General features: G+C 59.9%; 27 protein-coding genes. 21 read left to right on the top strand and 6 right to left on the bottom strand.

Annotated elements, in window-relative coordinates; all coding sequences use genetic code 11:
- Positions 1-152 precede the first annotated feature (152 nt).
- Positions 153-464: a hypothetical protein gene (locus tag M2394_RS24605; RefSeq protein WP_259174900.1), complete on the bottom strand. Its 312-nt coding sequence runs from the start codon at positions 462-464 to the stop codon at positions 153-155.
- 682 nt (positions 465-1,146) lie between these two features.
- Here M2394_RS24605 and M2394_RS24600 point away from each other — a divergent pair.
- Both M2394_RS24600 and M2394_RS24595 read left to right on the top strand, forming a co-directional pair.
- Positions 1,147-1,299 carry a hypothetical protein gene (locus M2394_RS24600; RefSeq protein WP_259174898.1) on the top strand — a complete coding sequence of 51 codons (153 nt, stop codon included), beginning with the start codon at positions 1,147-1,149 and terminating at the stop codon, positions 1,297-1,299.
- A gap of 5 nt (positions 1,300-1,304) precedes the next feature.
- Positions 1,305-2,360, top strand: coding sequence for a fimbrial protein (locus tag M2394_RS24595; RefSeq protein ID WP_259175043.1), 1,056 nt, complete (start codon positions 1,305-1,307; stop codon positions 2,358-2,360).
- A gap of 715 nt (positions 2,361-3,075) precedes the next feature.
- Here M2394_RS24595 and M2394_RS24590 read toward each other — a convergent pair.
- Positions 3,076-3,768 carry a YoaK family protein gene (locus tag M2394_RS24590; protein ID WP_218647104.1) on the bottom strand — a complete coding sequence of 231 codons (693 nt, stop codon included), beginning with the start codon at positions 3,766-3,768 and terminating at the stop codon, positions 3,076-3,078.
- Positions 3,769-3,944: 176 nt separating this feature from the next.
- On the opposite strand from M2394_RS24590, the gene M2394_RS24585 reads away from it, so the two are divergent.
- The 7 genes from M2394_RS24585 to M2394_RS24555 all read left to right on the top strand — a co-directional run bounded on the left by M2394_RS24585 (position 3,945) and on the right by M2394_RS24555 (position 7,870).
- Positions 3,945-4,508 (top strand): hypothetical protein, encoded by a 564-nt coding sequence (locus M2394_RS24585; protein ID WP_259174897.1) that lies wholly within the window; start codon positions 3,945-3,947, stop codon positions 4,506-4,508.
- A 158-nt stretch (positions 4,509-4,666) separates the two neighbouring features.
- Positions 4,667-4,921 carry a hypothetical protein gene (locus M2394_RS24580; RefSeq protein WP_256732880.1) on the top strand — a complete coding sequence of 85 codons (255 nt, stop codon included), beginning with the start codon at positions 4,667-4,669 and terminating at the stop codon, positions 4,919-4,921.
- Between the two features lie 64 nt (positions 4,922-4,985).
- Complete coding sequence (locus M2394_RS24575) at positions 4,986-5,192, top strand: hypothetical protein (protein WP_259174895.1); 207 nt, start codon at positions 4,986-4,988, stop codon at positions 5,190-5,192.
- 32 nt (positions 5,193-5,224) lie between these two features.
- Positions 5,225-5,764 (top strand): GNAT family N-acetyltransferase, encoded by a 540-nt coding sequence (locus M2394_RS24570; protein WP_259174894.1) that lies wholly within the window; start codon positions 5,225-5,227, stop codon positions 5,762-5,764.
- Positions 5,765-5,916: 152 nt separating this feature from the next.
- Positions 5,917-6,666, top strand: a complete 750-nt coding sequence (locus tag M2394_RS24565; protein WP_259174893.1) for a hypothetical protein — start codon at positions 5,917-5,919, stop codon at positions 6,664-6,666.
- Positions 6,667-6,812: 146 nt separating this feature from the next.
- Positions 6,813-7,067 carry a hypothetical protein gene (locus M2394_RS24560; protein WP_259174892.1) on the top strand — a complete coding sequence of 85 codons (255 nt, stop codon included), beginning with the start codon at positions 6,813-6,815 and terminating at the stop codon, positions 7,065-7,067.
- Positions 7,068-7,360: 293 nt separating this feature from the next.
- Positions 7,361-7,870 (top strand): hypothetical protein, encoded by a 510-nt coding sequence (locus tag M2394_RS24555; protein WP_178922562.1) that lies wholly within the window; start codon positions 7,361-7,363, stop codon positions 7,868-7,870.
- Between the two features lie 56 nt (positions 7,871-7,926).
- Here the strand turns inward: M2394_RS24555 and M2394_RS24550 are convergent, their stop codons facing one another.
- Together M2394_RS24550 and M2394_RS24545 are read right to left on the bottom strand one after the other, a co-directional pair.
- Positions 7,927-8,553, bottom strand: a complete 627-nt coding sequence (locus M2394_RS24550; RefSeq protein ID WP_178922560.1) for a helix-turn-helix domain-containing protein — start codon at positions 8,551-8,553, stop codon at positions 7,927-7,929.
- Positions 8,554-8,558: 5 nt separating this feature from the next.
- Positions 8,559-8,717: a hypothetical protein gene (locus M2394_RS24545; protein WP_178922558.1), complete on the bottom strand. Its 159-nt coding sequence runs from the start codon at positions 8,715-8,717 to the stop codon at positions 8,559-8,561.
- A gap of 223 nt (positions 8,718-8,940) precedes the next feature.
- Between M2394_RS24545 and M2394_RS24540 the strand changes: the two genes are divergently transcribed.
- The 3 genes from M2394_RS24540 (at position 8,941) to M2394_RS24530 (ending at position 12,705) form a co-directional block, all read left to right on the top strand.
- Positions 8,941-11,058 (top strand): TonB-dependent receptor domain-containing protein, encoded by a 2,118-nt coding sequence (locus tag M2394_RS24540; RefSeq protein ID WP_259174891.1) that lies wholly within the window; start codon positions 8,941-8,943, stop codon positions 11,056-11,058.
- A gap of 175 nt (positions 11,059-11,233) precedes the next feature.
- Positions 11,234-11,776, top strand: a complete 543-nt coding sequence (locus M2394_RS24535) for a sigma-70 family RNA polymerase sigma factor (RefSeq protein ID WP_178922554.1) — start codon at positions 11,234-11,236, stop codon at positions 11,774-11,776.
- Positions 11,773-12,705, top strand: a complete 933-nt coding sequence (locus tag M2394_RS24530) for a FecR family protein (RefSeq protein WP_259174890.1) — start codon at positions 11,773-11,775, stop codon at positions 12,703-12,705. Before M2394_RS24535 ends, M2394_RS24530 begins: the two co-directional genes overlap by 4 nt.
- Here M2394_RS24530 and M2394_RS24525 read toward each other — a convergent pair.
- Positions 12,702-14,528: a sigma-54-dependent Fis family transcriptional regulator gene (locus M2394_RS24525; protein ID WP_259174889.1), complete on the bottom strand. Its 1,827-nt coding sequence runs from the start codon at positions 14,526-14,528 to the stop codon at positions 12,702-12,704. The two genes, M2394_RS24530 and M2394_RS24525, sit on opposite strands and share 4 nt — an antisense overlap.
- 290 nt (positions 14,529-14,818) lie before the next feature.
- On the opposite strand from M2394_RS24525, the gene M2394_RS24520 reads away from it, so the two are divergent.
- The 6 genes from M2394_RS24520 to M2394_RS24495 all read left to right on the top strand — a co-directional run bounded on the left by M2394_RS24520 (position 14,819) and on the right by M2394_RS24495 (position 20,782).
- Positions 14,819-15,913, top strand: coding sequence for an ABC transporter ATP-binding protein (locus tag M2394_RS24520; RefSeq protein ID WP_176995584.1), 1,095 nt, complete (start codon positions 14,819-14,821; stop codon positions 15,911-15,913).
- Complete coding sequence (locus M2394_RS24515) at positions 15,913-17,010, top strand: ABC transporter ATP-binding protein (protein ID WP_178922547.1); 1,098 nt, start codon at positions 15,913-15,915, stop codon at positions 17,008-17,010. The genes M2394_RS24520 and M2394_RS24515 overlap by 1 nt, the downstream gene beginning before the upstream one ends.
- The gene (locus tag M2394_RS24510) at positions 17,007-17,873 is read left to right on the top strand and encodes a carbohydrate ABC transporter permease (RefSeq protein ID WP_176995586.1); all 867 of its coding nucleotides are present in this window, start codon (positions 17,007-17,009) and stop codon (positions 17,871-17,873) included. Before M2394_RS24515 ends, M2394_RS24510 begins: the two co-directional genes overlap by 4 nt.
- 10 nt (positions 17,874-17,883) lie before the next feature.
- Complete coding sequence (locus M2394_RS24505) at positions 17,884-18,684, top strand: carbohydrate ABC transporter permease (protein WP_003174634.1); 801 nt, start codon at positions 17,884-17,886, stop codon at positions 18,682-18,684.
- A gap of 10 nt (positions 18,685-18,694) precedes the next feature.
- Positions 18,695-18,967 (top strand): DUF2160 domain-containing protein, encoded by a 273-nt coding sequence (locus M2394_RS24500; RefSeq protein ID WP_176995587.1) that lies wholly within the window; start codon positions 18,695-18,697, stop codon positions 18,965-18,967.
- Between the two features lie 72 nt (positions 18,968-19,039).
- Positions 19,040-20,782, top strand: coding sequence for an ABC transporter substrate-binding protein (locus tag M2394_RS24495; protein ID WP_178922545.1), 1,743 nt, complete (start codon positions 19,040-19,042; stop codon positions 20,780-20,782).
- A 125-nt stretch (positions 20,783-20,907) separates the two neighbouring features.
- On the opposite strand, the gene M2394_RS24490 is transcribed toward M2394_RS24495, so the two are convergent.
- The gene (locus M2394_RS24490; RefSeq protein WP_259175042.1) at positions 20,908-21,795 is read right to left on the bottom strand and encodes an AraC family transcriptional regulator; all 888 of its coding nucleotides are present in this window, start codon (positions 21,793-21,795) and stop codon (positions 20,908-20,910) included.
- A gap of 138 nt (positions 21,796-21,933) precedes the next feature.
- Between M2394_RS24490 and M2394_RS24485 the strand changes: the two genes are divergently transcribed.
- Genes M2394_RS24485 through M2394_RS24475 form a run of 3 tightly spaced genes read left to right on the top strand, consistent with a single transcriptional unit; the run spans position 21,934 to position 24,050 of the window.
- Positions 21,934-22,677 carry an SDR family NAD(P)-dependent oxidoreductase gene (locus M2394_RS24485; RefSeq protein ID WP_259174886.1) on the top strand — a complete coding sequence of 248 codons (744 nt, stop codon included), beginning with the start codon at positions 21,934-21,936 and terminating at the stop codon, positions 22,675-22,677.
- 15 nt (positions 22,678-22,692) lie between these two features.
- Positions 22,693-23,094, top strand: a complete 402-nt coding sequence (locus M2394_RS24480) for a VOC family protein (protein WP_259174885.1) — start codon at positions 22,693-22,695, stop codon at positions 23,092-23,094.
- A complete protein-coding gene (locus M2394_RS24475) occupies positions 23,091-24,050 on the top strand; it encodes a trans-acting enoyl reductase family protein (protein WP_259174884.1) in 960 nt (319 codons plus the stop codon). The genes M2394_RS24480 and M2394_RS24475 overlap by 4 nt, the downstream gene beginning before the upstream one ends.
- The last annotated feature ends 13 nt before the right edge of the window (positions 24,051-24,063 follow it).

Here is a 24,063-nt window from a genome sequence, read left to right as displayed (position 1 = left end):
GCTGTTTAAGCCGAGTGAGGCGGAATGCTAACGCCATTTTCGCTCTGGGGCCATTCTCGCCTAGAGCATGGAGGTCTAAGAAAGTGATATGCCCAATTTTAGCCGCCAAGAGGGAGGCACTTTCTAATGCTCCGATTGGCAATCCACATGGATCAACCGCTCTCATGATCATTTTGCGCGATACGTGTATAAGCATTCTGCTCAGCACCAGCGATTGCTTCGGTCATCGCTTTGAGCACGTCTTCATTGATCATGTCAGCGGCGCGCAGCCCCCAGGCAAACCCTTGCGAACGCGCAACGTGATACTCAACAAGCTCCGCGTCGGGCGCCTTAACTATATGAGCCAACTCAAGGTCCCACGCATAGTTGAGAAAGTGCGTCGGGAGAGTTACCCCGCTCGGTGAAGTGTCTCGCCGTGCGCTTCCGTATTGCGGCCCAGCAGGGTTTGCGGTGTTGTCGCTCATAAGCGCGAACCTCTTCCGGCGAATGGTTGAACGTGGGTAACCAATATCTGGGGGCTGTGGTGGACCAGTGTAAGGGGAAATGGTTTCCAGGCGCCCAAAAAAAGCCCCCACACCCGGCTCGGTGTGGGGGCCTTTTGAACATAAGCGGCGTTACTCGCATACAGCATCAATCAATCTGTCTTCAAGCTCGTAATCGCTCCAAAGCGGCCCTTAGCGGCAGGCAACTAAAGGCCGTCGAGAATCCCACGCATGATGCAGTTGTTTACTACCCTAAGACTTGCGAAACCTTGCGGATCTAGCTCCCCGGAGCAAATGCCGCCCACGGATCATCAAGATCCAGGGGTTGATTCGCTGATGTGAAAAACTGGAGGCTGCACGCAACGAGCTGGGCACCACGCGGTTGACCGAAGCGGTAGATGCGCTGCATGGACAGAAGGAACTGCCAGGCGAAGGATGGAGCACGATCTGATCTCAGCTATCAGTAGGAAATTTCCTACAAGAGCACGGCGCAATTCATACGTAACCTTTTCGTCCCAACTCTGATACTCACATTCGTTGAACGGCCCGTTCTACCAAGAGGACCGGGGCCGACAACTGATCGCCTGCATGCCCTAATGCCTTACGTCACGCCGTATAGCAAGAGCGCGTGGCCTCGTACGGAAGCGTCGGCCAGGCCGGCCAAGTGTTGCTGTCCGCCGGCAAGGGCACGACGCACACGATGAAGTGGAACAGCAAGGCTGCCCAGCAATGTGAAACCAATATGGATATCAACAGCACGCTCGCCACCGAAGGTTACCAGGTGATGGATGCTGTGCGCGGAGGACACCATCCTTGAAACAGATGACTACGTGGAAAAAACGCCTACTCTTGAGCGCATTGGCGGTGGCACCGTTTGCCATGGCCGAGATGGCGATGGCCGACTGCTCGGCCATGGGACAAACCCAAAGTATTCACGCCGTCGGTGATCTGTTTATCCCTCAGGATGCTCCTGTGGGTTCGACCATCGGCCTAGTGAAGTACACTCGGTTTCCTATCGCTAATTGCACCACCAGCACGCCGTTCTCGATTCAGTTCACCATGCTGGGTGCCAAGAGCCCCACAATTAGAGCAGCAGTAGGGGCTACGCAAGGTGCTGCGCTTTACGCGACCAACGTTCCGGGGATCGGCGCCCTAATGGTCAACGAGTCTCGTCCGGCCTATTTATGCCGCGCGTCGGCTGACTGGTTTTTCCCTCTCATGCTGAACAGTTGTAATAGTGGTGGATACGGCCAACAACTGAATAACAGTCTGTTATTGGTCAAGACTGGGGCGATCCCCGCGGGTACTCATGATTTCGGCAACCTTCAGGTCTACACCGCGACGATCAACAATAACGGCACGCCCCAGGACTGGATCGACGGTCGCTTGACGGGCACCGTCACCGTGGCTGGCTGCGGTATGCCAGAAGGCGTAGGTAGCATCATCGATGTGCCCATGAAAAACTGGGAGAAGCGCATCTTTAACGGGCCGGGCACCGTGACGCCAACTCAAAGCTTCAATATCACGCTCAACAGGTGCGTGGCGGGGACCTACGCTGGCAATCCCTCCTGGAACTACTTCCAGGGTAACAACGCTAATATCCGCATGGACGGCATAAAGGGCTCGACAATTGTTGACGCCAGCCAAGGTGTACTCGGCCTTAACAGCGAGGCCACCGCCACCGGTGTCGCCGTGCAAGTGCTGAAGCAGGATGGAACCCCGCTACCACTGGGTATCGACGTGCCAATCATGCCAATCCGGGACGGTAATACCGTCTTGCAGTTTGGTGCCCGCTACATCCAGACCGCAGGTGACTCCAACGGACCTCAGCCCGGCATCGCCAAGGCCTCCGCCAGTTTCACCATCACCTATAAATAGGAAAAAGCAAGACAGTCTTGTAATCGCCGCGCCTGCGCTTTCCAGCTCCCGCGCCTACCAATGGCCGAAAGTAGCCACACTTTGGGCGAGTCGTTGGGGACCAAATGAAATGCCAGAGAACTCTCAATCACTGGCTTTAGTTTTCGCACCAAAATAGCGCACCAGTCCCATGGCAGTCCAATGGGGGTATTTTTCGGACGCCAAAAACCCCGAATTTCTCCTGTAAAATCAGTGGTTTGAGTTTTATCAATTTGGCGATGAAGGAGAGATTCGAACCCTCATCACTTCAGACGTCAACTACGTCCGATTCAGCGCCTGCAATGACTGCTTCTGGCCGAACGCAGCCATATGATTTGTCTCACGAGTCGCGGGCTATTGGTGGATTGTGTTCGGTCGGCAGGACGCCGGGGGAGGGGGCAAAAACAGTTCCCAAACCAAAACCGCACCCCTTGCAGAATGCGGCCTGTAGCTTGGTTGGTAGCTGCGAGTAAAGGAACGCCAGCGGCCTTCAAGGCACCAGCCCGCTTGATTTTGCATAGCGGTCTTGAAAACCGGCGGACGTTAATAGCGTCTCCAGGGTTCGAATCCCTGGTTTCCCGCCAAGATTCAAACGAAAGCCCCGCGAATGCGGGGCTTTTGTGTTTCTGGGGTTTGGCCTCAATGGCAGCAGGTCGGTCTCGCGATCAGGCGCCTCTCGTTCAAACGCCTGACAGCGCTACCCCGGCATATAAGCCCTCTGCCAGCGTGGTGGGATCATGACCGAAGCACACGCAAGGCCAATCGCCAACGCACCGTCGACTGTAAACGCAAACAGGCCCAGTTCACGCTCCAGCAACGCACCTGCCACAGCCCCCATCAGCATGCCGGCCCACGGGATAAGCTGAACTCTCCAGCCATGCCTGCGCTCACCCAGTAACCAACGTCCAAGGCCGCGCCCAAAGCGTGATAGCGCGCCGGTGACGTAGGTCAGTCCGATTGGAAGCCCATTTATCTCCTCGACCACGGCATTGATCATGCCCATGGACAGCACCGCGCACACAAGTGCGAGAAATGCCGTCGGCATGACCGTGGCCAGGCAGAGCAGGGCGCCAACGCAAAACAGCAATGGCCAGGAACGCCGGCCGACGATGCGGGCGACGATTGCGCCCAGTGCGTTGCCGAGGATGAAAGTCAGGATCAAAACCGTGATGCCGAGCACTGTGGAGTCATCATGAGCCCCGATTGAAACGGCGAGTCGTGTGGTATTCCCGCTCATGAAAGAAACAAAATCACCCGTGGCCGTGAAGCCGATGGCGTCTGTCATGCCGGCGAGAAAGGACAGCGCCGCAACGAAGTAGAGGCCTACTTTTGCGCGTATCTTAGCGATGCGTTTAGCGCGTACCGTGTAGAGGTTCAGTTCAGGAAGCAATTTTCACTCCTTGCATCTGCCGGGCTCAGGTTAAATGTCCTACTAAACTTGTGACTTTTCTGATGAGCTTTTACTCGTCATCTCCTTGTTTTTTTACTATTATCCGTCATCTGTGCGCTCAAGGAAGAGAGGCTGAGCGCCTTGAGGCTGGTAGAAAAATTACACTCGATCATTGAGTGAGCGACTACTTTTACCTAGAACCTAACGACTCAGCCAACCGTAATTACTTTTTGGTGGAACCGATGGATAAAATGTGTGGCATCGCAGTAGTGGTCGGACTTGCCCTCTCGGGTTGCGCTACGAAAACTCCAGAACAACCTAAAGTGGCTCCACCACCTGCCGTCGTCCAGGCAGCGCCGCCTGAAGCCGCACCGTCGACACCCCACGATTACACTGTGCGCTATGAAGCCGCACCTGCGCCCCTCACTGTCAGCTCCGAGGCCCCGGCCTCTTCGCAGGCCGCTCAGGACGAATCAGACACCAGCCTGAACCAGAGTCGCGCTGAGCAATGCCGCAAAGAGCTGGATGTCTTGAAGATTTACAGCAAGGCGTCTTACGACAAGTACGAGGCGCAATACCAGGCCATTGCTGCCAAGACGGCTAAATACATGGAAATCAAAGATTCCATCGGTGCCGACCTGAACTACATGGTGATGCCCGCTTATCAATTTCAAATTCGTGAGTTCTGCTTCCGCGTCAAGACCCGTCTTTCGGAACTGGTGCTTCGCCAGGCCCGATAATGACGCCTTTGTTCCGACGGTGGTTGCTCATGCACAACGCTGAAAAGCCGCTTTGATCGATACAAGGCCACACAAGCAAATGCCCCGACTAGTCGGGGCATTTGCTTTTAATCGGCGCGGGCTTTGTTTTTACATAGCCAGAAATGCGGACCTTTGCCTTGCGCGACCTGTTTCAGGCGGTGATAGGTTTTGTCCGTTATCTGACCGGGAATTTATCGATGGCGAGTAAAAAGCTTGAAGCGTTCAGGGAGTGGCTCACCCCCAAGCGTCGACGGCGGGCAGGGGCAAGTTTGATGATCATTTGGATGATCGGACTGATTTCCTATCCCAGCACCTACTGGGTCTGCGTGATGATTCCCGGGATTATATTTTTCTTCAATGCCTGGCCACCCGAAGTTCACGATAAGCGTTGACGTGCCCGACGGGCACAAGTGCGGCCAGGTTAGGATTGCCCTGTTTTCTCAAGGACGAAGCACAATGAACAGATTCAAGACCATTAACGCGGCAGCAAATCGTTACCTGAGCCGTTTTTCTCGCAAACAGTTTTTCCTGGCGTTCGCTGTCATCACCGCCGCCAACTTTGGGCTCGATTACTACGTCCCCGGATATCAGTCAACCTACTTGGCCGCAGTTGGAGGCTTTTTTTTCGCAATGATGTTTGTGAAATTCGAGCCCAATAAATAACGCTGCTTCATTCATCTTTCAGGATGAACCCCATGCATTCACTGCCTCTTTTTCCATCACTCACGGGCGAAACCCTTGAATTGCGCCCGCTCGAAGCCACCGATTTCGACGCCCTGTACACCATCGCCCGCGACCCCTTGATCTGGGCCCAACACCCCAGCCCCACGCGCTACCAAGAGCCGGTCTTTCGTGAATGGTTTGCCGACGCGCTAACGTCTGAAAGCGTACTGGTGGTTCTCGACCGTGCGAGCAAACAGGTGGTGGGAAGCTCCCGTTACTACGAATTCAACGAAGAGCAGCGCGAGGTCGCTATTGGCTACACCTTCCTGGCGCGGGAGAAATGGGGCGGTGGCGCCAACGGCGAGCTCAAGCGCTTGATGCTCAGGCACGCGTTCCAGTGGGTCGACAGGGTCTGGTTTCATGTGGCGGCGCAGAACATCCGCTCACAGCGCGCCATGGAGAAAATCGGCGGGCGGTTCTCGCACACCTCTACCAAACAGCTGGCAAACGGTATGCAAGAGAACTTCTTCTACAAGGTCGAGCGAGCCGACTTTGAGAGCGAGCGTTCATAAAGAGGCAGTTTGCACACTCGCGGCCCTCCAGCCCGCTGTGTGAATCTTCAGCAATCGTCCTCCACCATCGCACTTTTTGACATTCTTCGGCTCTATCTCTGTCCCGGCCACGCTAATTCCGTGTGTGGCGAGAAGAATCAGATCGGGTGCCGATGGATCGAACATTAATACCTTTCACACGTCGACGGATGCACTGGCCGCTGTTAGTGGCCAGTGTGCTCATGTTGTGCGGCAGCGGCTGTACCCAGCAACAAGGCCGCGATATCGCCAAGCAATTCAGCAATGGCAAGCCCGATGAGTTCTTCCAGACCAGCGTCGACCGCATGGCCACCCTGGGCATGCGTGACAACCTGCAAAGCCTCTACCTGCTGATGAACAAGCTCTACCTGCGCAACCCCAGCCAGTGGCGGCAGTCGGGTTACCCGGATGCGGTGAGCGCGGCGCGGGAGATTCGCCTGGCCATCGAGAATCGTCGACCATTGCCCGCACTGGGCGACCGCCGCGACCTAACGGCATTGAGCTATTCCCTGAGCCCCGAGTTTCGTGGCGACCGGGTCGGCGCGTTTATCTACGCGATCGGCAGCATGCTGGTGACCGCGCACGGCGGGAGGACCGAGTTCTACATGACCGATTCGATCAACCCGCAATTTGTCAGCAACGCCGCGCGCAATATCGAGAAAGCCACCTGGTTGCTCAGCCAGCGCCAGGATGCCAATGGTGCGCTGTTGTTGTTCTCCAACGAGATCTCGGAGGAGGGCAGCAACCTCAGCTTTGCCGTGGAGTTCGGCAAGATCGTCGCACGCCTCGACCTGCTGACCCAGATGCTCGATGAACGCTACCGACGCATCGGCCTCAACTACGCGCAAAGCCTGTTGCTGATGAATTTCCTGCCGGTGCAGTAGTGACGGGTTTGGGCGTTTACTTCGGTGACATCGAGTACGCCGTTTCCCTTTAACTTGTAGGAGGTGGCCTATCTTGTTGCCCTCGGCTTGAAACACCTCTCGGTGGGCAATAGCCTCGGACTTTTCTTAAAAAATGAGTGCCTGCGTTGGGTAAGCAAAAAACCGTTTGGCCCACTGATCGCGAAATCCGCCTGCGATTTATCCTGTTTGCCGTGATCGATGCTGCGAGCGCCCAGGGCGTGCCCGCCGAGGTGTTGTTGCCGGCGCACAAGTTGCTGCGTGATCGACAAACAGAGGCGCAGCTGCGCGAAGCCCTGGTCGAGATCCTGGGGTGTGACGAGATGTATGGTTTCAGGTTTCCCGCCGGCTCCGAGGCGGATGAGTTGATGCAGACGCTTTGATCCATGGCGGAAATGGTTTTTTTTGCACCGCAGTTAGAACGTTTATTTCCTTGTGATTGGATGCCATTCCTTGATCGAATATCTGAAGCGTCGAATGCGAATCGTCAATGGACATAAGCGCCGCGATCACGTCAGAACTGCTGTTATCGCGCCTGGCATGGCTGTTCGGGTCAACTAAGCTCTCCTGCGAACAGCCTTTGCCGCTGCTCTGCCGTCGTCTTGCGCCGCTGCCCGGCGCCTCTAGAATCGGCGCCAGAACTTAGCCATTTCCTGTCGATTACGGAGTTTCGAACATGATGAATGCAATGCAGATGCCGATGAACACCGCCATGCCAATGATGCCGATGATGGGCATGCCGATGATGATGGCCACCATGAAGTGCGAGATGGCCGCTGACGCCATGATGTGCACCATGAAGCCAGCAGCCGGTATGGACATGGCTCAGTTCAAGACCAACGCCGAAATGATGGCGATGATGATGAACTGCGGCATGCCGATGATGATGCAGTGCGCCAATATGTCGATGATGGGCATGTCGGCCGACGCCATGAAAATGATGACCGGCATGAACATGCCGATGATGCCGATGATGTCCATGGGCATGTCGATGCCGATGATGACGTGCATGATGGAGTGCACCATGATGTCCGACAGCATGATGTGCAAAATGATGCCGATGCCCGGCATGAGCATGGACATGATGAAAAACTGCTGCATGCTCATGAACAAAATGATGAACGATTGCGCCATGCCCATGATGATGAGCTGCAACGGCATGCCGATGATGTGCTGCACCTGCTGACAGGTCGCGCGCAATAAAAAACGCCCCGATTATTCGGGGCGTTTTTGCATTCAGGGTCAGTCCAATCGCTCTGGATAAGTGATCACCAGGAACGCCACGGCTTCACTGTCGGCCGGGTTGCGGTAGCGGTGGGGCTGGTCGGCGTAGAACAGGATCGAGTCGCCGGTGGAGAGCAGATAGCGCTCGTCGTTGACGCTGACTTCCAGCACGCCCTGGGCCACCACCAGGTTTTCCTGGATGCCTGGGCCATGCCCTTCGGACACTTCCTCGCCCAGCGCGCGCAAGCGGATCTCGTAGAACTCCGACTGGCGCGCCGTATCGTAGGGGAACAATGCACGGCTGGTAAACGCGCCATCGGCACTCACCAGGCGCTTGCTCTGTTGGGCCGGCAAGACCTCAACGCCTTCAAACGCGCGGTCTTCCAGGAACGCTGCCACCGACACCTTCAAGCCTTTGGCAATCTTGCACAGCACCTTGATCGACGGCACGCTGCGGCCCGATTCGATTTGCGCCAGCATCGCGCGGCTCACCCCGCAGGCCCGCGCCAAACCATCCAGTGACAAATGGCGCTTGCCCCGCAGGCGTTGCAGGTTGTGCGCCACGCACAGGCTGATCACATCGTCGTCGGTATTCGGTTTGGGCAGGGGCTCGGGTGGTTCGGGCAGCACGTGCAGGAAATTCATCGGCCTTACGCCCGGCGAGTATCGCTGGAGGGCGCTGCCTGGGTGGTGAACACCGCCAGCCCGGCACGCGCGGCGTACATCGCCCACATCAACTCGGCTGCAGCACGCGCCTGGCGGCGTTTACGGTGGAGCGTGAAGTCGATGACGGTGGCCGATGTTTGCATGGGGGCGTTCTCATGGGGCGTGGGTGACTCGATGGGGTCACAGTAATGCGTACGGGTTATTTCTTTAAATACTGAGTTTGCATGTGTTAATTCGATTTTGGACTTAGAAAACAAATCAGGTCCGACGCTGTTGTGGGAAGGCTCTGGTCCGTTAATTAAGCGTGACCTGGCGGGCGTGCCTGCCATCCCACCTCATTGCCCCCGAATCCCAAGGACCTGCCTGATGCTGTTGCGCCACCCTTTGCCCCTGTTGACCGCCCTGACATTCAGCTCGCTGGTACGCGCCGAAGACCTGCAATTGGCTCCGGTCGAAGTCACCAGCAGCGAAGCCAGTGCCGGCGAGGTGGCCCAGGCACAGCTCAGGAGCGTGCCCGGCGGCACTAACTTCATCGACATGAGCAGCGTGCAGCAGGGCCGGGTGAGCACCAACGAAGAGGTGTTCAAGTACCAGGCTGGGGTGTACGCCAAGGCGGCGAACAACGAAGGCGTGAAGCTATCGATTCGCGGCTCGGGCCTCAATCGCAGCCCGGGCGCTCATGCGTCGGGCTTGTATGAAATGCTCGATGGCCTGCCGCTGACCGGCCCAGGCGGCACCCCTTACGAACTCAAGGACCCGCTGTGGCAAAGCCGCGTCGAAGTGCTGCGCGGCGCCAACGGGTTCGATCAGGGTGCGCTGGCGTTGGGCGGCTCGGTCAACTACGTCACCCACACCGGCTACGATGCGCCCAAGCTGCAAGTGCGCTATGAGGCGGGCAGCCGTGGGTATGCCCAACGTGAAATCAGCTCGGGCCAGGTGCTGGGCGAGGCCGATTACTACATCAGCCTCACCGACTCGCAGTCCGACGGCTACCAGCACCAGAGCGCCGGCACGGGCAAAGGTATTGCGGCCAACTTCGGCTACCGTTTCAACCCGGACCTGGAAACACGCTTCTACTTCCGCTACCGCGAAACCACCAACGATAGCCCTGGCAAGCTGACGCGCTACCAGATCAGCCATGATCCCACGGCTGCCAACAGCCTCAACGCTGCACGTGATTCCAAGCGCCTGCAACCGGGCTCCACCTGGATCGCCAACAAGACCACCTTGCAGCTGGACGACAGCTCCCGCGTCGAAGTCGGGCTGGCGTACCACGATTACCCGATGGACCTGCGCGAAGGCACCAACCGCCTGAAAGTCGCCTACACCGACATCAGCAGCACCCTCAACTACATCCGCCAGGACACACTGTTCGGCCACGCCAGCACAACCACGATCGGCCTGCGCACCACCCAGGCGATGCCCAACAACGGTGCCTCGGAGTACGTGCGCACGCCGGCCGGCAATACTGCAATTTATGCCCCCGGCACCAAGACCCGTGACTACAGCTACCTAGGTTCCGACACCGTGCTGCATATCGGCAACGACCTGGAGCTGGTCCCGGACCTGTGGCTCACCACTGGCCTGGCGGCGATCTACACCCGTCGCGAAACCGAAGTCACTTATCCCGATACCCATACGCCGACACGCCAGCAGAACTGGGACTACGCGCCACGCATCGGCCTGCGTTACGACTTCAATCCGCAACTGCAGGTGTACGGCAACCTCAGCCGCTCGGTAGAGCCGCCGCATGCGTGGTCGATGATCTGGGGTTCCAATAAATACTTTGGCCCCGGCAGCGGTCCGGCCACCGGTTTGCAACGTGAGGGTGTGAACCTGCGCAATCAGACTGCAACCACCCTTGAGGTCGGCGCCCGTGGCGAGCACGGTTTTGGCCAGTGGGACCTGGCGCTGTATCGCTCCGAAGTGCGCCATGAACTGCTCACCGTCGAAACCCAGGCCCAAACCCAGACCAGCAGCGCCATCGTCGCCGAATCCAACGCCAGCCCCACCGTGCACCAAGGCGTTGAGCTGAGCCTGCTCAGCCCGCTTTGGAACGGCGGTCGCAACGGCCAGCTGGCCTTGCGCCAAGCCTATACCTACAGCGATTTCCACTACCGCGACGACGACCGCTTCGGCGACAACACCTTGCCCGGCATTCCCAAACACTACTATCAGGCGCAGTTGCGCTACAGCCACCCGACCGGTTTCTACACCAGCCTCAATACCGAGCATGCCTCGCGGGTGGCGGTGGACTACGCCAATTCCTACTACGCAGCGGCCTACACCACCTTCGGCGCGACCTTCGGCTACGACGCGCCGAAACAGGACTGGCAAGCCTGGGTCGACCTGCGCAACCTCACCAACCGGCGCTACGCCAATACCGTCACGCCGGGTTACGACGACAAAGGGCTGGACGCTGCCCGGTCGACCCCCGCCGATGGCCGGGGCATCTACACCGGCGTCTCCTGGAGCTGGCGCTAACACCCCATTTCACTGTAGGAGCCGGCTTGCCGGCGATAGCGGTTGACCCTACGCGATCGCCGGCAAGCCGGCTCCTACAGGAATTTAGGTTGTCTGAAAGGTTCTTGATACATCGTCGGTTTACTGGCATTGTTCGCGCAATTGGTAATATTTCCTATTTGAGAAATTTTTGCGCATGCATGACATTCCGGCCGCGCTGGGCACGCCCACGCGTCAGCAAACCCTCGCGGCAATGTACGTCGACCACCACGGCTGGCTGCACGGCTGGCTGCGCAAAAAACTCGGTTGCTCCCAGCACGCGGCCGACCTGGCTCACGATGCCTTCATTCGCGTATTGATGCTGGCCGAGCCCCACACCATCAAGGAACCTCGCGCCTTTCTCGCCACCACGGCAGGGCGCCTGCTGATCGACGGCGCGCGGCGTCGGCGTATTGAAAAGGCCTACATGGAAGCCCTAGTGATCCAGTGCGAAGACGCCGGCATGCCCGACCCGGCCGCGATTCACGTGGCGCTGCAGGCCCTGGAACGCATCGCCGAACTGCTCGCCGGCCTGCCCGCCAAAGCCCGCGAGGCGTTCCTGCTCAGTCGCCTCGACGGGCTGACCTACAGCGAGATCGCCACGCGCCTGGAGGTGTCCTCCAGCACGGTCAAAAACTACATCTCCAGCGCCCTGGTGCACTGTTATCACAGCCTGCACGCGGCGGACCCGTTGTCGTGAGTACCGAACAGATCATCCAACAAGCTGCGAATTGGCTGACACGCCTGCACGACGAAGACGTCAGCGACGCCGACCGCCACGCCTTCCACGCCTGGTGCCAGGCCGACCCTCGCCACGCAGTGGCCATCGAGCGCATGCGCTCGCTGTGGGGCAGCCTCGATACTGTGCCTGCCAAGCCCGCGCGCCTGGCGTTGAACCGTGCATTCGCCCCTCGGCGCTCCCGGGGTACCCAGATGGCGGGGTTGCTCGGTGTCGCACTGTGCGCCTGGCTGGGCCTGCAACAGGCGCCAATCTGGATGGCCGACCAACGCACCGGCGTCGGCGAGCGGCGCCAGATCGCCCTGGAAGATGGCAGCCAGTTGCAGCTCAACAGCAATTCGGCCGTGGACGTCAGATTCGACGGCCACCAGCGCGTGATCGAACTGCTGCAAGGCGAACTGTGGGTGGAGGTGGCCAAGGACGCCCAGCGGCCGTTTGTGGTGCGCACCGACCAGGGCACGGCGACGGCACTGGGTACGCGCTATCTGGTCAAGCGCGCGGCGGATGGCACCACGGTGGTGACGGTGATCGAGTCCACCGTGGCGGTCAAGGGCGACACGGGCGAGGACGTCAAGGTCACGGCCGGCCAACGCTCGGTGCTCGATCACGGCCAGCCGCAACCGCCACGCGCCACCGGCAGCAACGACCCGGATGCGTGGACCCGCGGCCTGCTCAAAGTCAACGACCAGCCCTTGAGCGAGGTGCTGCAAACCCTGGCCAGTTACCGTCATGGCCTGGTGCGTTTCGACCCGCAAACCCTGCAGAACCTGCGGGTGTCTGGCGTGTTCAAGCTCGATGACACGGCCGCTGCACTGGCGACCCTGGCCGACAACCTGCCGATCCAGGTGGAGTACTTCACCGACCTGCTGGTGGTGGTCAAGCCGCGCTAGGGTTGGCGCAGGCGCTTGTACAGGGTGTTGCGGCTCACACCCAGCTCCCGCGCCAGGTGGGAAATGTTCCCGCCGGCCGCTTTCAAGCGCTGTGACAGGTCCAGGCTGTCATCCAACGCGTCCTGGGTGGGCAGCGGCGGCGCCTGGTTCAAGTCGACAAAAAAGTCATCCGGCAGATGCTCGGCGCGTATCGGTTGATCCTCGGCCATGGCCAGCGCCACCTGCAACACGCTGCTGACCTGGCGCAGGTTCCCTGGCCACGGGTGTTGGTCGAACAACGCCAGCACCTCGGCACTCAGCCCGGCCCATTGCGTCGGTTCGCGGTGCTGCTGCCACAGCTGCTGGAACAGCGCCTGCTTGTCGGTGCGTTCGCGCAGGGGCGGCAGCTCCAGGGTCAGCCCGCCAATGCGGTAATACAAATCTTCGCGAAAACGCCCGGCCTGCACCCACTCGCGCAGCGCGCGGTTGGTGGCAGAAATGATGCGCAGGTCCACCGGGAACAGCTCGCTGCTGCCCACCGGTTGCACGCAACGTTCCTGCAACACCCGCAGCAAGCGCGCCTGGGTCGGCAGCGGCATATCACCGATCTCATCGAGAAACAGCGTGCCTTTGTCGGCCTTGCGGATCAGGCCGATGCTGCCTTTCTGATTGGCGCCGGTGAAGGCGCCTTTTTCATAGCCGAACAGCTCCGATTCCACCAGCTCGGCGGGAATCGCCGCACAGTTCACCGCGATAAACGCCTGCCGGCTGCGCGAACTGGCCTGGTGCAGAGCCTTGACGAACACCTCTTTGCCCACGCCGGTCTCACCGTGGATCAGCAGCGGAATATCCTTCTCCAGCAAGCGCTCTGCCTGGCGTACAGCTTTTTCCACCCGCACATCGCCGAAGTGCAAGGTCTTGAGGCCAATCGCGGTGGGCTTTGCCGGCAGCGGTTCGCTGGCCTTGGGCGCACTGAACACCCGCGCCTGCACCGGCATCTGCTTTGGTCGCTTCAATAAGCACTGGAATCGATTGCGTCCCGCCGCCTGCAGTGAAAACGGCAGGCCTTCCGGTTGGTTGAGCAGCTCCAGCAGCGACACCTTGAACAAACTGTCGACCATCACCCGCGACAAGCTGATGCCCAGCAGGTTATCGGCGCGGCGGTTGGCCGACAGCACCTGGCCGCTCTCATCAAAAATCAGCAAGCCGGCCCATTGGCTGTCGAGGTTGTTCAGGCCGGTGTTGAAGGTCAGCTGGAAATGCTCGCCGCGAAACAGGTTGAGGATCAGCCGGTTCTCCACGGTCTGGCTCATCATCTTGACCATGCCCAGGGTGTGGGAGGGCGGCAGGTAGCTGTCGCTGGACACATCCAGCACCGCGATGATTTCGCGCTGGGCATCAAAGATCGGCGCCGCCGAGCCCGTCATAAAGCGGTTGGCTTTCAGGAAGTGTTCGTCGTGCTCGATGTGCACCGCCTGGGCACAGGCCAGCGCAGTGCCGATGGCATTGGTGCCGCTGGAGCGCTCCTGCCAGCTGGCGCCGGCGCTGAAACCACGGGCCAATGTGGGCTCGATAAAACGCTGGGTACCCCACGAGGTCAGGACCTGGCCCTGATTGTCGGCCAGCATGATCAGGCAGTTGGAATTGCTCAGGATGTTTTCGTAGTAGGGCAGGACCTCTTGATGGGTGGTCTGCACCAAAGAATGCTGGCTTTCCAGCAATTGACTGATGCCCTCGGCGGGCAGTTGGTCGAAGCTGGGCGTGCTCTGGTGGTCCAGGCCAAAGGCACGGCAGCGGCGCCAGGATTCCTGGATGAGAGTGTCGTGAGCCAAGGGTTCGGCCATGTTGACCTTCTTTTTATTGTTATGGGGTCTTGCACTATTCAGCGGTTGAAACCGGATCAAACTGTGGGAGCAGGCAAGCCAGCTCCCACATTTAGTCTGTGTTAGGCATGAGAGTGTTGTTCAGAACTGTTCATTGTCAACCCCAGCACTGTTCAGTTGTTCACCCGAAGTGTTCACTCCCGAACATCCGCTTTAACCCATTTCTTTACACATCAACCACTTGCCGTTTTGGCACGAAACTCGCTCTGACGACTGGCCAGATTCATTCCAATAATAAAAAAGGTCGTGTCATGTCATTGACCCTGGAACATGTCTCCCGCGTCGTTGAAGGGCAAACCTGGATCGACGACGCCAACCTGCGTTTCGAAGCCGGCTCCTTCAACGTATTGCTCGGCCGTACCCTGTCCGGCAAGACCAGCCTGATGCGCCTGATGGCCGGCCTGGACAAGCCCGACAGCGGCCGCATCCTGATGAACGGCGTGGACGTCACGCAAAAGCCCGTACGCCTGCGCAACGTGTCGATGGTGTACCAGCAATTCATCAACTACCCGACCATGACCGTGTTCGAAAACATCGCCTCGCCGTTGCGCCAGGCCGGTGTGTCTAACGAGGTGATCCAGAGCAAGGTGCTCGAAACCGCAAGAATGCTGCGCATCGAGAAGTTCCTGCAGCGCCACCCGTTGGAGTTGTCCGGTGGCCAGCAGCAACGCACCGCCATGGCCCGCGCACTGGTCAAGGATGCCGAGCTGATCCTGTTCGATGAGCCGTTGGTGAACCTGGACTACAAACTGCGCGAAGAGTTGCGTCAGGAAATGCGTGAACTGTTCAAGGCGCGCCACACCATCGCCATCTACGCCACCACCGAGCCGAATGAAGCCCTGGCCCTGGGTGGCACCACCACCATCCTCCACGAGGGCCGGGTGATCCAGAGCGGCAAGGCCGCCGAGGTCTATCACCAGCCACAAACCGTGCTGGCCGCCGAGCTGTTTTCCGAACCGCCGATCAACCTGATGCCGGGGCGTATCAGCGGCAACGAAGTGAGTTTCGCCAACTTCGTGCATTTCCCGCTGAACGTCGATTTGCGCCCCATCGGCGAAGGCGAATTCCGCTTTGGCGTGCGTCCCAGCCATATCAGCCTGGTGCCGAGCAACGATGACGACCTGGAGCTGGCGGTGACCGTGGAAGTCGCCGAGATCAGCGGCTCGGAAACCTTCCTGCACGTGCGCAGCGAACATTTCCTACTGGTGTTGCACCTGCCGGGGGTGCACGAGTACGACGTCGACGCGCCGATCCGCGTGTATATCCCCACCCATAAACTGTTTGTGTTCGATGGCCAGGGCCGGTTGGTCCAGGCCCCCGGGCGCCGTGTCGCGAGGGTTGCCTGATGGCCGAGATCCATTTGCGAAACCTCGCCCATAGCTACAGCCCTGCACCGAATGGGCCGGAAGACTACGCCATTCGGGAAATGAACCACGTGTGGGAGCAGGGTGGGGCCTACGCCTTGCTCGGGCCTTCGGGCTGTGGCAAGTCGACCTTACTTAATATCATCTCCGGCCTGCTCAGCCCGTCTGAAGGCCAAGTGCTGTTCGACACCACTGTGGTTAACGACCTCACCCCGGAAAAACGCAACATCGCCCAAGTGTTCCAGTTCCCGGTGGTGTACGACACCATGACCGTGTTCGACAACCTGGCGTTCCCGCTGCGCAACCAGGGCCTGGCCGAAGCGAAAATCCACAGCAAGGTGCAGGAAATCGCCGAAGTCCTCGACCTGCAAAACCTGCTGACCAAAAAAGCCCGCAACCTCACCGCCGACGAAAAACAGAAAGTCTCCATGGGCCGTGGCCTGGTGCGCGACGACGTGTCGGCGATCCTGTTCGATGAACCGCTGACGGTGATCGACCCGCACCTCAAGTGGAAACTGCGGCGCAAGCTCAAGCAGATCCACGAGCAGTTCAACATCACCATGGTCTACGTCACCCACGACCAGTTGGAGGCGTCGACCTTCGCCGACAAGATCGCGGTGATGTACGGCGGGCAGATCGTGCAATTCGGCACGCCGCGTGAGCTGTTCGAACGGCCCAGCCACACCTTTGTCGGCTATTTCATCGGCAGCCCGGGGATGAATCTGATCGACGTGCAGGCCGAGGCGGGCGGGGTGCGTTTCGCCGGCACCCACTTGCCGCTGCCCGAAGCGCTGCAGCAACGCATTGCCAGCACGGAGTACCAGAAACTGCAGGTGGGCATCCGCCCGGAGTTCATCCACGTGTGGGACGAGTACAACGCCGACGCCCTGCAAGCCGACGTCATACACGTCGAAGACCTTGGCACCTACAAGATCATGACCCTCAACCTCGATGGCGCGCCGCTGAAAGTGCGCCTGGCCGAAGACAAGCCGGTCCCCGAAGGGCAAGCCTCCATCAGTTTCCCTGCGCAATGGCTGATGCTCTACGCCGATGACTACCTGCTGGAGGTGCAGCCATGAACAAGGTGCAGAACAACAAGGCCTGGTGGCTGGTGTTGCCGGTGTTCCTGCTGGTTGCGTTCAGTGCGGTGATCCCGATGATGACCGTGGTCAACTACTCGGTGCAGGACATCTTCGACCAGTCCAGCCGCTATTTTGTCGGTGCCGACTGGTACAAACAGGTGCTGCTCGACCCGCGTCTGCACGACTCGCTGCTGCGCCAGTTCATCTACTCGGCCTGCGTGCTGCTGATCGAAATCCCCCTGGGCATTGCCATCGCCCTGACCATGCCGACCAAGGGACGCTGGTCGTCGCTGGTGCTGATCATCCTCGCCATTCCATTGCTGATCCCGTGGAACGTGGTGGGCACCATCTGGCAGATCTTCGGCCGTGCCGATATCGGCTTGCTGGGTTACAGCCTCAATGCCTTGGGCATCAGCTACAACTACGCGGCCAACACCATGGACGCCTGGGTCACCGTGCTGATCATGGACGTGTGGCACTGGACCTCGCTGGTCGCGCTGCTGTGTTATTCGGGCCTGCGCGCTATCCCGGATGTGTACTACCAGGCCGCGCGGATTGATCGGGCATCGCCTTGGGCGGTGTTCCGACATATCCAACTGCCGAAGATGAAAAGCGTGCTGCTGATCGCGGTGATGCTGCGGTTTATGGACAGCTTCATGATCTACACCGAACCCTTCGTCCTCACAGGCGGCGGGCCGGGTAACGCCACTACTTTCCTGAGTCAGACCTTGACCCAGATGGCCGTAGGCCAATTCGACCTGGGCCCGGCGGCGGCGTTTTCCCTGGTGTATTTCCTGATCATCCTGTTGGTGTCCTGGCTGTTCTACACCGCCATGACCCACTCCGACGCCAACCGCTGAGGCCGCAGCCATGAGCAAGCGCAAGGTTATTCCGCTGCTGATCTACATCCTGTTCCTGCTGGTGCCGATCTACTGGCTGTTGAACATGTCCTTCAAGAGCAACACCGAAATCCTCGGCGGGCTGACCCTGTTTCCGCAGGATTTCACCCTGGCCAACTACAAGGTGATCTTCACCGACCCCAGCTGGTACACCGGTTACCTCAACTCGCTGTACTACGTGAGCCTGAACACGGTGATCTCCCTGAGCGTGGCGCTGCCGGCCGCCTATGCGTTCTCGCGCTACCGCTTCCTCGGCGACAAGCACCTGTTCTTCTGGCTGCTGACCAACCGCATGGCGCCGCCAGCGGTATTCTTGCTGCCGTTCTTCCAGCTGTATTCGTCGATTGGCCTGTTCGATACCCACATCGCCGTGGCCCTGGCGCACTGCCTGTTCAACGTGCCGTTGGCGGTGTGGATCCTGGAAGGGTTCATGTCCGGCGTGCCGAAGGAAATCGACGAAACCGCCTACATCGACGGTTATTCGTTTCCCAAGTTTTTCGTGAAGATCTTTATCCCGCTGATTGGCTCCGGCATCGGTGTGACCGCGTTTTTCTGCTTCATGTTTTCCTGGGTCGAACTGCTGCTGGCGCGCACCCTGACCTCGGTCAACGCCAAGCCGATCGCGGCGGTGATGACGCGTACGGTTTCGGCCTCGGGTATCGATTGGGGCGTGCTGGCAGCGGCGGGGGTGTTGACCATCCTGCCCGGCATGCTGGTGATCTGGTTTGTTCGCAACCACGTGGCCAAGGGCTTTGCCCTGGGCCGGGTCTGAGGAGTCGATGATGGAATGGATGGCCTGGACCACCCCCACCGCGTTGTTCTTCGCGGCCATTGCCCTGTTGCTGGTGGGCATGACCACGTGGGAGCTGCGCTCGCCGAGCATCCCCCGGCGCGGTTTTTTACCGATCAGCACCACCCGTGGTGATCGCTTGTTTATCGGTCTTCTCGGCAGCGCCTACCTGCACCTGCTGGTGATCGGCGTAACCGGCTGGAGCATCTGGGTGGCGTCCGCGCTGTCCCTGGTGTGGCTGTTGTGTGTGATGCGTTGGGGCTGATGCGGGCGGCGATCACCCACCTGTAGGAGGTCGGCGTCTGAAGTCCCGTTTGAAATTAACCAGGAGGTCTCTATGTTCGATAACAACAATAAGCTGCGACATAGCATTTCATTGGCCGCCGTACTGGCCCTCAGTGGTTTGAGCGCCACGGCCTGGGCCGATGCGTATGAAGATGCCGCGAAAAAATGGATCGGCAGTGAATTCAAACCGTCCACGCTGACCGCCGAGCAACAGCTCGAAGAGCTGAAGTGGTTTATCAAGGCGGCGGAGCCGTTCCGTGGGATGAAGATCAACGTGGTGTCGGAAACCCTCACCACCCACGAGTACGAATCCAAGGTACTGGCCAAGGCCTTTACCGAAATCACCGGCATCAAGCTGACCCACGACCTGCTGCAGGAAGGCGACGTGGTGGAGAAGCTGCAAACCCAGATGCAGTCCGACAAGAACATCTATGACGGCTGGGTCAACGATTCCGACTTGATCGGTACGCACTTTCGCTACGGCAAGACCGAATCCATCACCGACCTGATGGCCAATGAAGGCAAGAACTTCACCTCGCCGACCCTGGACATCAAGGACTTCATCGGCATTTCCTTCACCACCGCGCCGGACGGCAAGGTCTACCAACTGCCCGACCAGCAGTTCGCCAACCTCTACTGGTTCCGCGCCGACTGGTTCGAGCGCGCCGACCTGAAAGCCAAGTTCAAGGAAAAGTACGGCTATGAGCTGGGCGTGCCAGTGAACTGGTCGGCCTATGAAGACATCGCCAAATTCTTCAGCGAAGACGTCAAGGAAATCGACGGCAAGCGCATCTACGGGCACATGGACTACGGCAAGAAAGACCCGTCCCTGGGCTGGCGCTTCACCGATGCCTGGTTCTCCATGGCCGGTGGCGGCGACAAAGGCTTGCCCAACGGCCTGCCGGTGGACGAGTGGGGCATTCGCGTGGAGGACTGCCACCCGGTCGGCTCCAGCGTTACCCGTGGCGGCGACACCAACGGCCCGGCCGCCGTGTTCGCCACCCAGAAATACGTGGACTGGATGAAAGCCTACGCGCCACCGGAAGCGGCGGGCATGACCTTCTCCGAATCCGGCCCGGTGCCGTCCCAGGGCAACATCGCCCAGCAGATCTTCTGGTACACCGCGTTTACCGCCGACATGACCAAGCCCGGCCTGCCGGTGGTGAACGCCGACGGCACGCCGAAATGGCGCATGGCGCCGTCGCCGGTCGGACCTTACTGGGAAAAAGGCATGAAGAAGGGCTATCAGGACGTAGGCTCCTGGACCTTCCTCAAATCGACGCCCGAGAAGCAGAAGCTCGCGGCCTGGCTCTACGCGCAGTTCGTGACCTCGAAAACCGTCTCGCTGAAGAAAACCATCGTCGGCCTGACGCCGATTCGTGAGTCGGACATCAACTCCCAGGCCATGACCGACCTGGCGCCGAAACTCGGTGGCCTGGTGGAGTTCTACCGCAGCCCGGCCCGTGTCGAATGGACACCGACCGGTACCAACGTGCCGGACTACCCGCGCCTGGCGCAACTGTGGTGGAGCAACATCGCCGCAGCGGCCAGCGGCGAGAAAACCCCGCAGCAAGCACTGGACAACCTGGCCAAGGAGCAGGACGCCATCATGACGCGCCTGGAACGCTCCAAGGTGCAACCGGTGTGCGGCCCGAAAATGAACGAAGAACGTGACGCGCAATACTGGTTCGACCAGCCGGGCGCACCAAAACCGAAACTGGCCAACGAGAAGCCAAAAGGCGAGACCGTAGCCTACGGCGACCTGCTTAAGCAGTGGGAGGCTGCACGTAAGTAACTACTTACGCTGATGGTCCACGCTGGCACCCACCCCTGTAGGAGCCGGCTTGCCGGCGATGCGGGCTATCAGCCAGCCAATAGGCTGACTGACCCACCGCAATCGCCGGCAAGCCGGCGCCTACACTAATGCCCTCGGCTATCAGCCAGAATCCGCGCGGTATCCCGCGCCGGCGGCAACCCGAACACCCGCGCATAATCGCGGCTGAACTGGGTCGCGCTTTCATACCCTACCTCAAACGCCGCACGGGTCACGCTGCTCGCGCTGGCGACCATCAACGTCCGCGCCTGCAGCAACCGCACGCGTTTCTGATACTGCAACGGGCTCAAATTGGTCACCGCCTTGAAGTGCCGATGAAACGCCGAAACACTCATCGCGGCCTTCTGGGCCAAGGCCTCCACGCGGATCGGTTCGGCATAATCGCGACGAATCCACTGGATCGCCTGGCTGACCCGTGCCATCGCCGTGTCTGGCGCAGCAATCTCGCGCAGCATCCAGCCGTGAGGGCCTTGCAGTACGTGGTAGAGGATCTCCCGCTCATACGCAGGGGCCAGCGCGGCGATCGCCACCGGGTCACCCATCAGGCGCAGCATGCGTACCCAGGCGTCCATCAGGGCTGGGGTTACCGCTGCCACCGAGAACCCGGCTTCCTGTTCACATCGCCCGGTGGGCGCCGGCAGATCATTGAGCAGCGTGGTCAGCACGGTCGGATCCAAGGTCAGGCTGACCGCCAGGTAAGGCTCGCCGCTGCTCGCCGGGTTCACCACGCCCACGGCGGGCAACTCGATGGACATCACAAAATACGTCGCCGGGTCGTAATGCAACGTGCGGTCGCCCACGGTCATGCACTTACTGCCTTGCAGGATCAGGTTGATCATCGGGTCATACACGGCCGCGAGCAGGTGCTCAGGAATCGCCCCCTGGACCATCGCCACCCGTGGGATGCCGGTCTCGGTGCGGCGGTTTTCGGCCCTTGCGGCCAAGGCACGCAGTTCGATCAATTGAGTATTCATGCGGGTCATGCTGTTCCTTCCTGCAGAGCTTGCGCAAGCAAAAAGCAGAAACAGGCAGGATTGGAGTAGGAACGGCTGAGTGACGGGGTAGGGCGATGACTACTGTGGGCACTCAACTTTTCAGCAGCGGAGCAGACCATGAGCGTCATCGTGATTACCGGAGGCAGCCGTGGAATAGGCGCCAGTACGGCCGAACTGTGTGCTCGCCAGGGGCATGGGGTGATCCTTACCTACAACCGCAACGGCGACGCAGCGCAAACCGTGGTGCAGCGTATTGAAGCCCAAGGCGGCAAGGCCGTTGCCCTGGAGCTGGATGTCGCGAATGTCAGTACGTTCGCCGCATTCGGCGAAGCCGTGGCGCAGGCCCTGCGGGCTAATTGGGGCGTTAACACCCTGAACGGCCTGGTCAACAACGCCGGCTACGGCCTGTTCAACCCGCTGGAATCGGTGACCGAGGCGCAGTTCGACGGCCTGTTCAACGTGCACCTCAAAGGCCCGTTCTTTCTCACCCAGGCCTTGTTGCCGCTGCTGGAAGAGCACGCCAGCATCGTCAACCTCACCAGCGCCACCACCCGCGTCGCTACAGCAGGCGTCGCGCCTTACGCTGCCTTCAAGGGCGGCCTGGATGTGCTGACCCGCTACATGGCCAAGGAATTCGGCGAACGGCGTATCCGCGCCAATGCGGTGTCTCCAGGCGCCATTCGCACGGAGTTGGGCGGCGGCTTGAACGAGGAGTTCGAAGCCCTGCTGGCCGGGCAAACCGCCCTCGGTCGTGTCGGCGAGCCGGAAGACGTCGCACGGGTTATTGCCATGCTGCTGTCGCAAGAAGGTCGTTGGATCAATGCCCAGACGATCGAAGTTGCAGGCGGCTACATCATCTGAATTGGAGGCCGCACCATGCTTGATCACCTGTTTCTCTCAGTCAGCGATATCCAACGCTCCATTCGTTTCTATGAAGCCACCCTCCAACCCCTTGGCATCACCGCGCGCCTGGACTACTACGGCAAGGACGGCCCGCCCGGTCATCCGGACTTGAAAGGCTTTGGCGCCAACGGGCGCATGTTTTTCTGGCTGCGCGAAGGCACCGTGGAAGGGCGAGCGGTGCATGTGGGCTTTGTCGCCAATAACCGCGCCGAAGTGGAAAAGGCCTACGCGGCAGCGCTGGCCAACGGTGCCACCGACAACGGCGCACCGGGCGCTCGCCTGCATTATGACCCCAACTACTACGCCGCCAATGTGCTGGACCCGGACGGCTACAGCCTCGAATTCGTCTACAAGACCTGGCAGCACACCTCATGAAGACCCTGATGATCTATGGCGCCACCGGCTACACCGGACGCATGGCAGCGCAACACGCAAAACAACTTGACCTGAACCTGGTGCTGGCCGGTCGCAACGCCGAACGCCTGGCGTCCCTGGCCGCTGAGTTGGGCACGCCTTACCGGGTATTCACCCCGGATGCCGCCCAGTTGGACGGGATCGACGTCCTGCTCAATTTCGCCGGCCCCTTCGCCCAAACCGCCGAAGCCTTGATGCGCGCCTGTATCGCCAACGGTACCGACTACCTGGACATCACCGCCGAAATCAACGTGTACCGCCTGGCCGAGCGGCTCGGCGCTGAGTCGCAAGTGATGTTGCTGCCCGGCGTGGGCTGGGACGTGGTGCCCACCGACTGCCTGGCCATGCACGTCGCCAGCCGTGTGCAGCGGCCGCAGTCGATAAAAATCGCCCTGCATGTGCCCGGCGCGATGTCCCGTGGTTCGGCCATGAGTGTCAGCGAGATCCTCGGTGCCGGCGTGATGGCACGGCTCGACGGTCAGTTGGTCGCCACGCCGGGCGCGCAACCCCAATACCTGGATTTTGGCGACGGCCCAGTGCTGTGTGCCCCGTTGTCCTTTGGCGACCTGGTCACTGCGTGGCATTCCAGCGCTATCCCGAATATCGCCATGTTCGTTCACATCACTGGCGAAGCGTTCCCTGAGGGCGACCTGTCACTGCTGCCCGACGGCCCCTCTCAAGGCCAGCGCGACGCCCATCGTGCCCGTGCCGTGGCCGAAGTCACCGGCATCGACGGCTCGGTGGCGCGCTCGGTGATTGAGACCATCAACGGCTACAGCTACACCCCACTGGCCGCCGTGGAGACTGCGCGCCGCGTGCTCGACGGCGAACGCCGCCCCGGTTTTGAAACCCCCGCAAGGCTGTTTGGCGTGGGCTTTGCCCAGACCATTGCCGGAACGCATATCACCGATTACTAATCCCACAGGAATT

The organism is Pseudomonas sp. BIGb0164, assembly GCF_024810135.1.
In the GTDB taxonomy this organism is placed as follows: domain Bacteria; phylum Pseudomonadota; class Gammaproteobacteria; order Pseudomonadales; family Pseudomonadaceae; genus Aquipseudomonas.
Note: the sequence above shows the minus strand (reverse complement) of the source record. Positions and strands in the feature narration are given on the sequence as shown.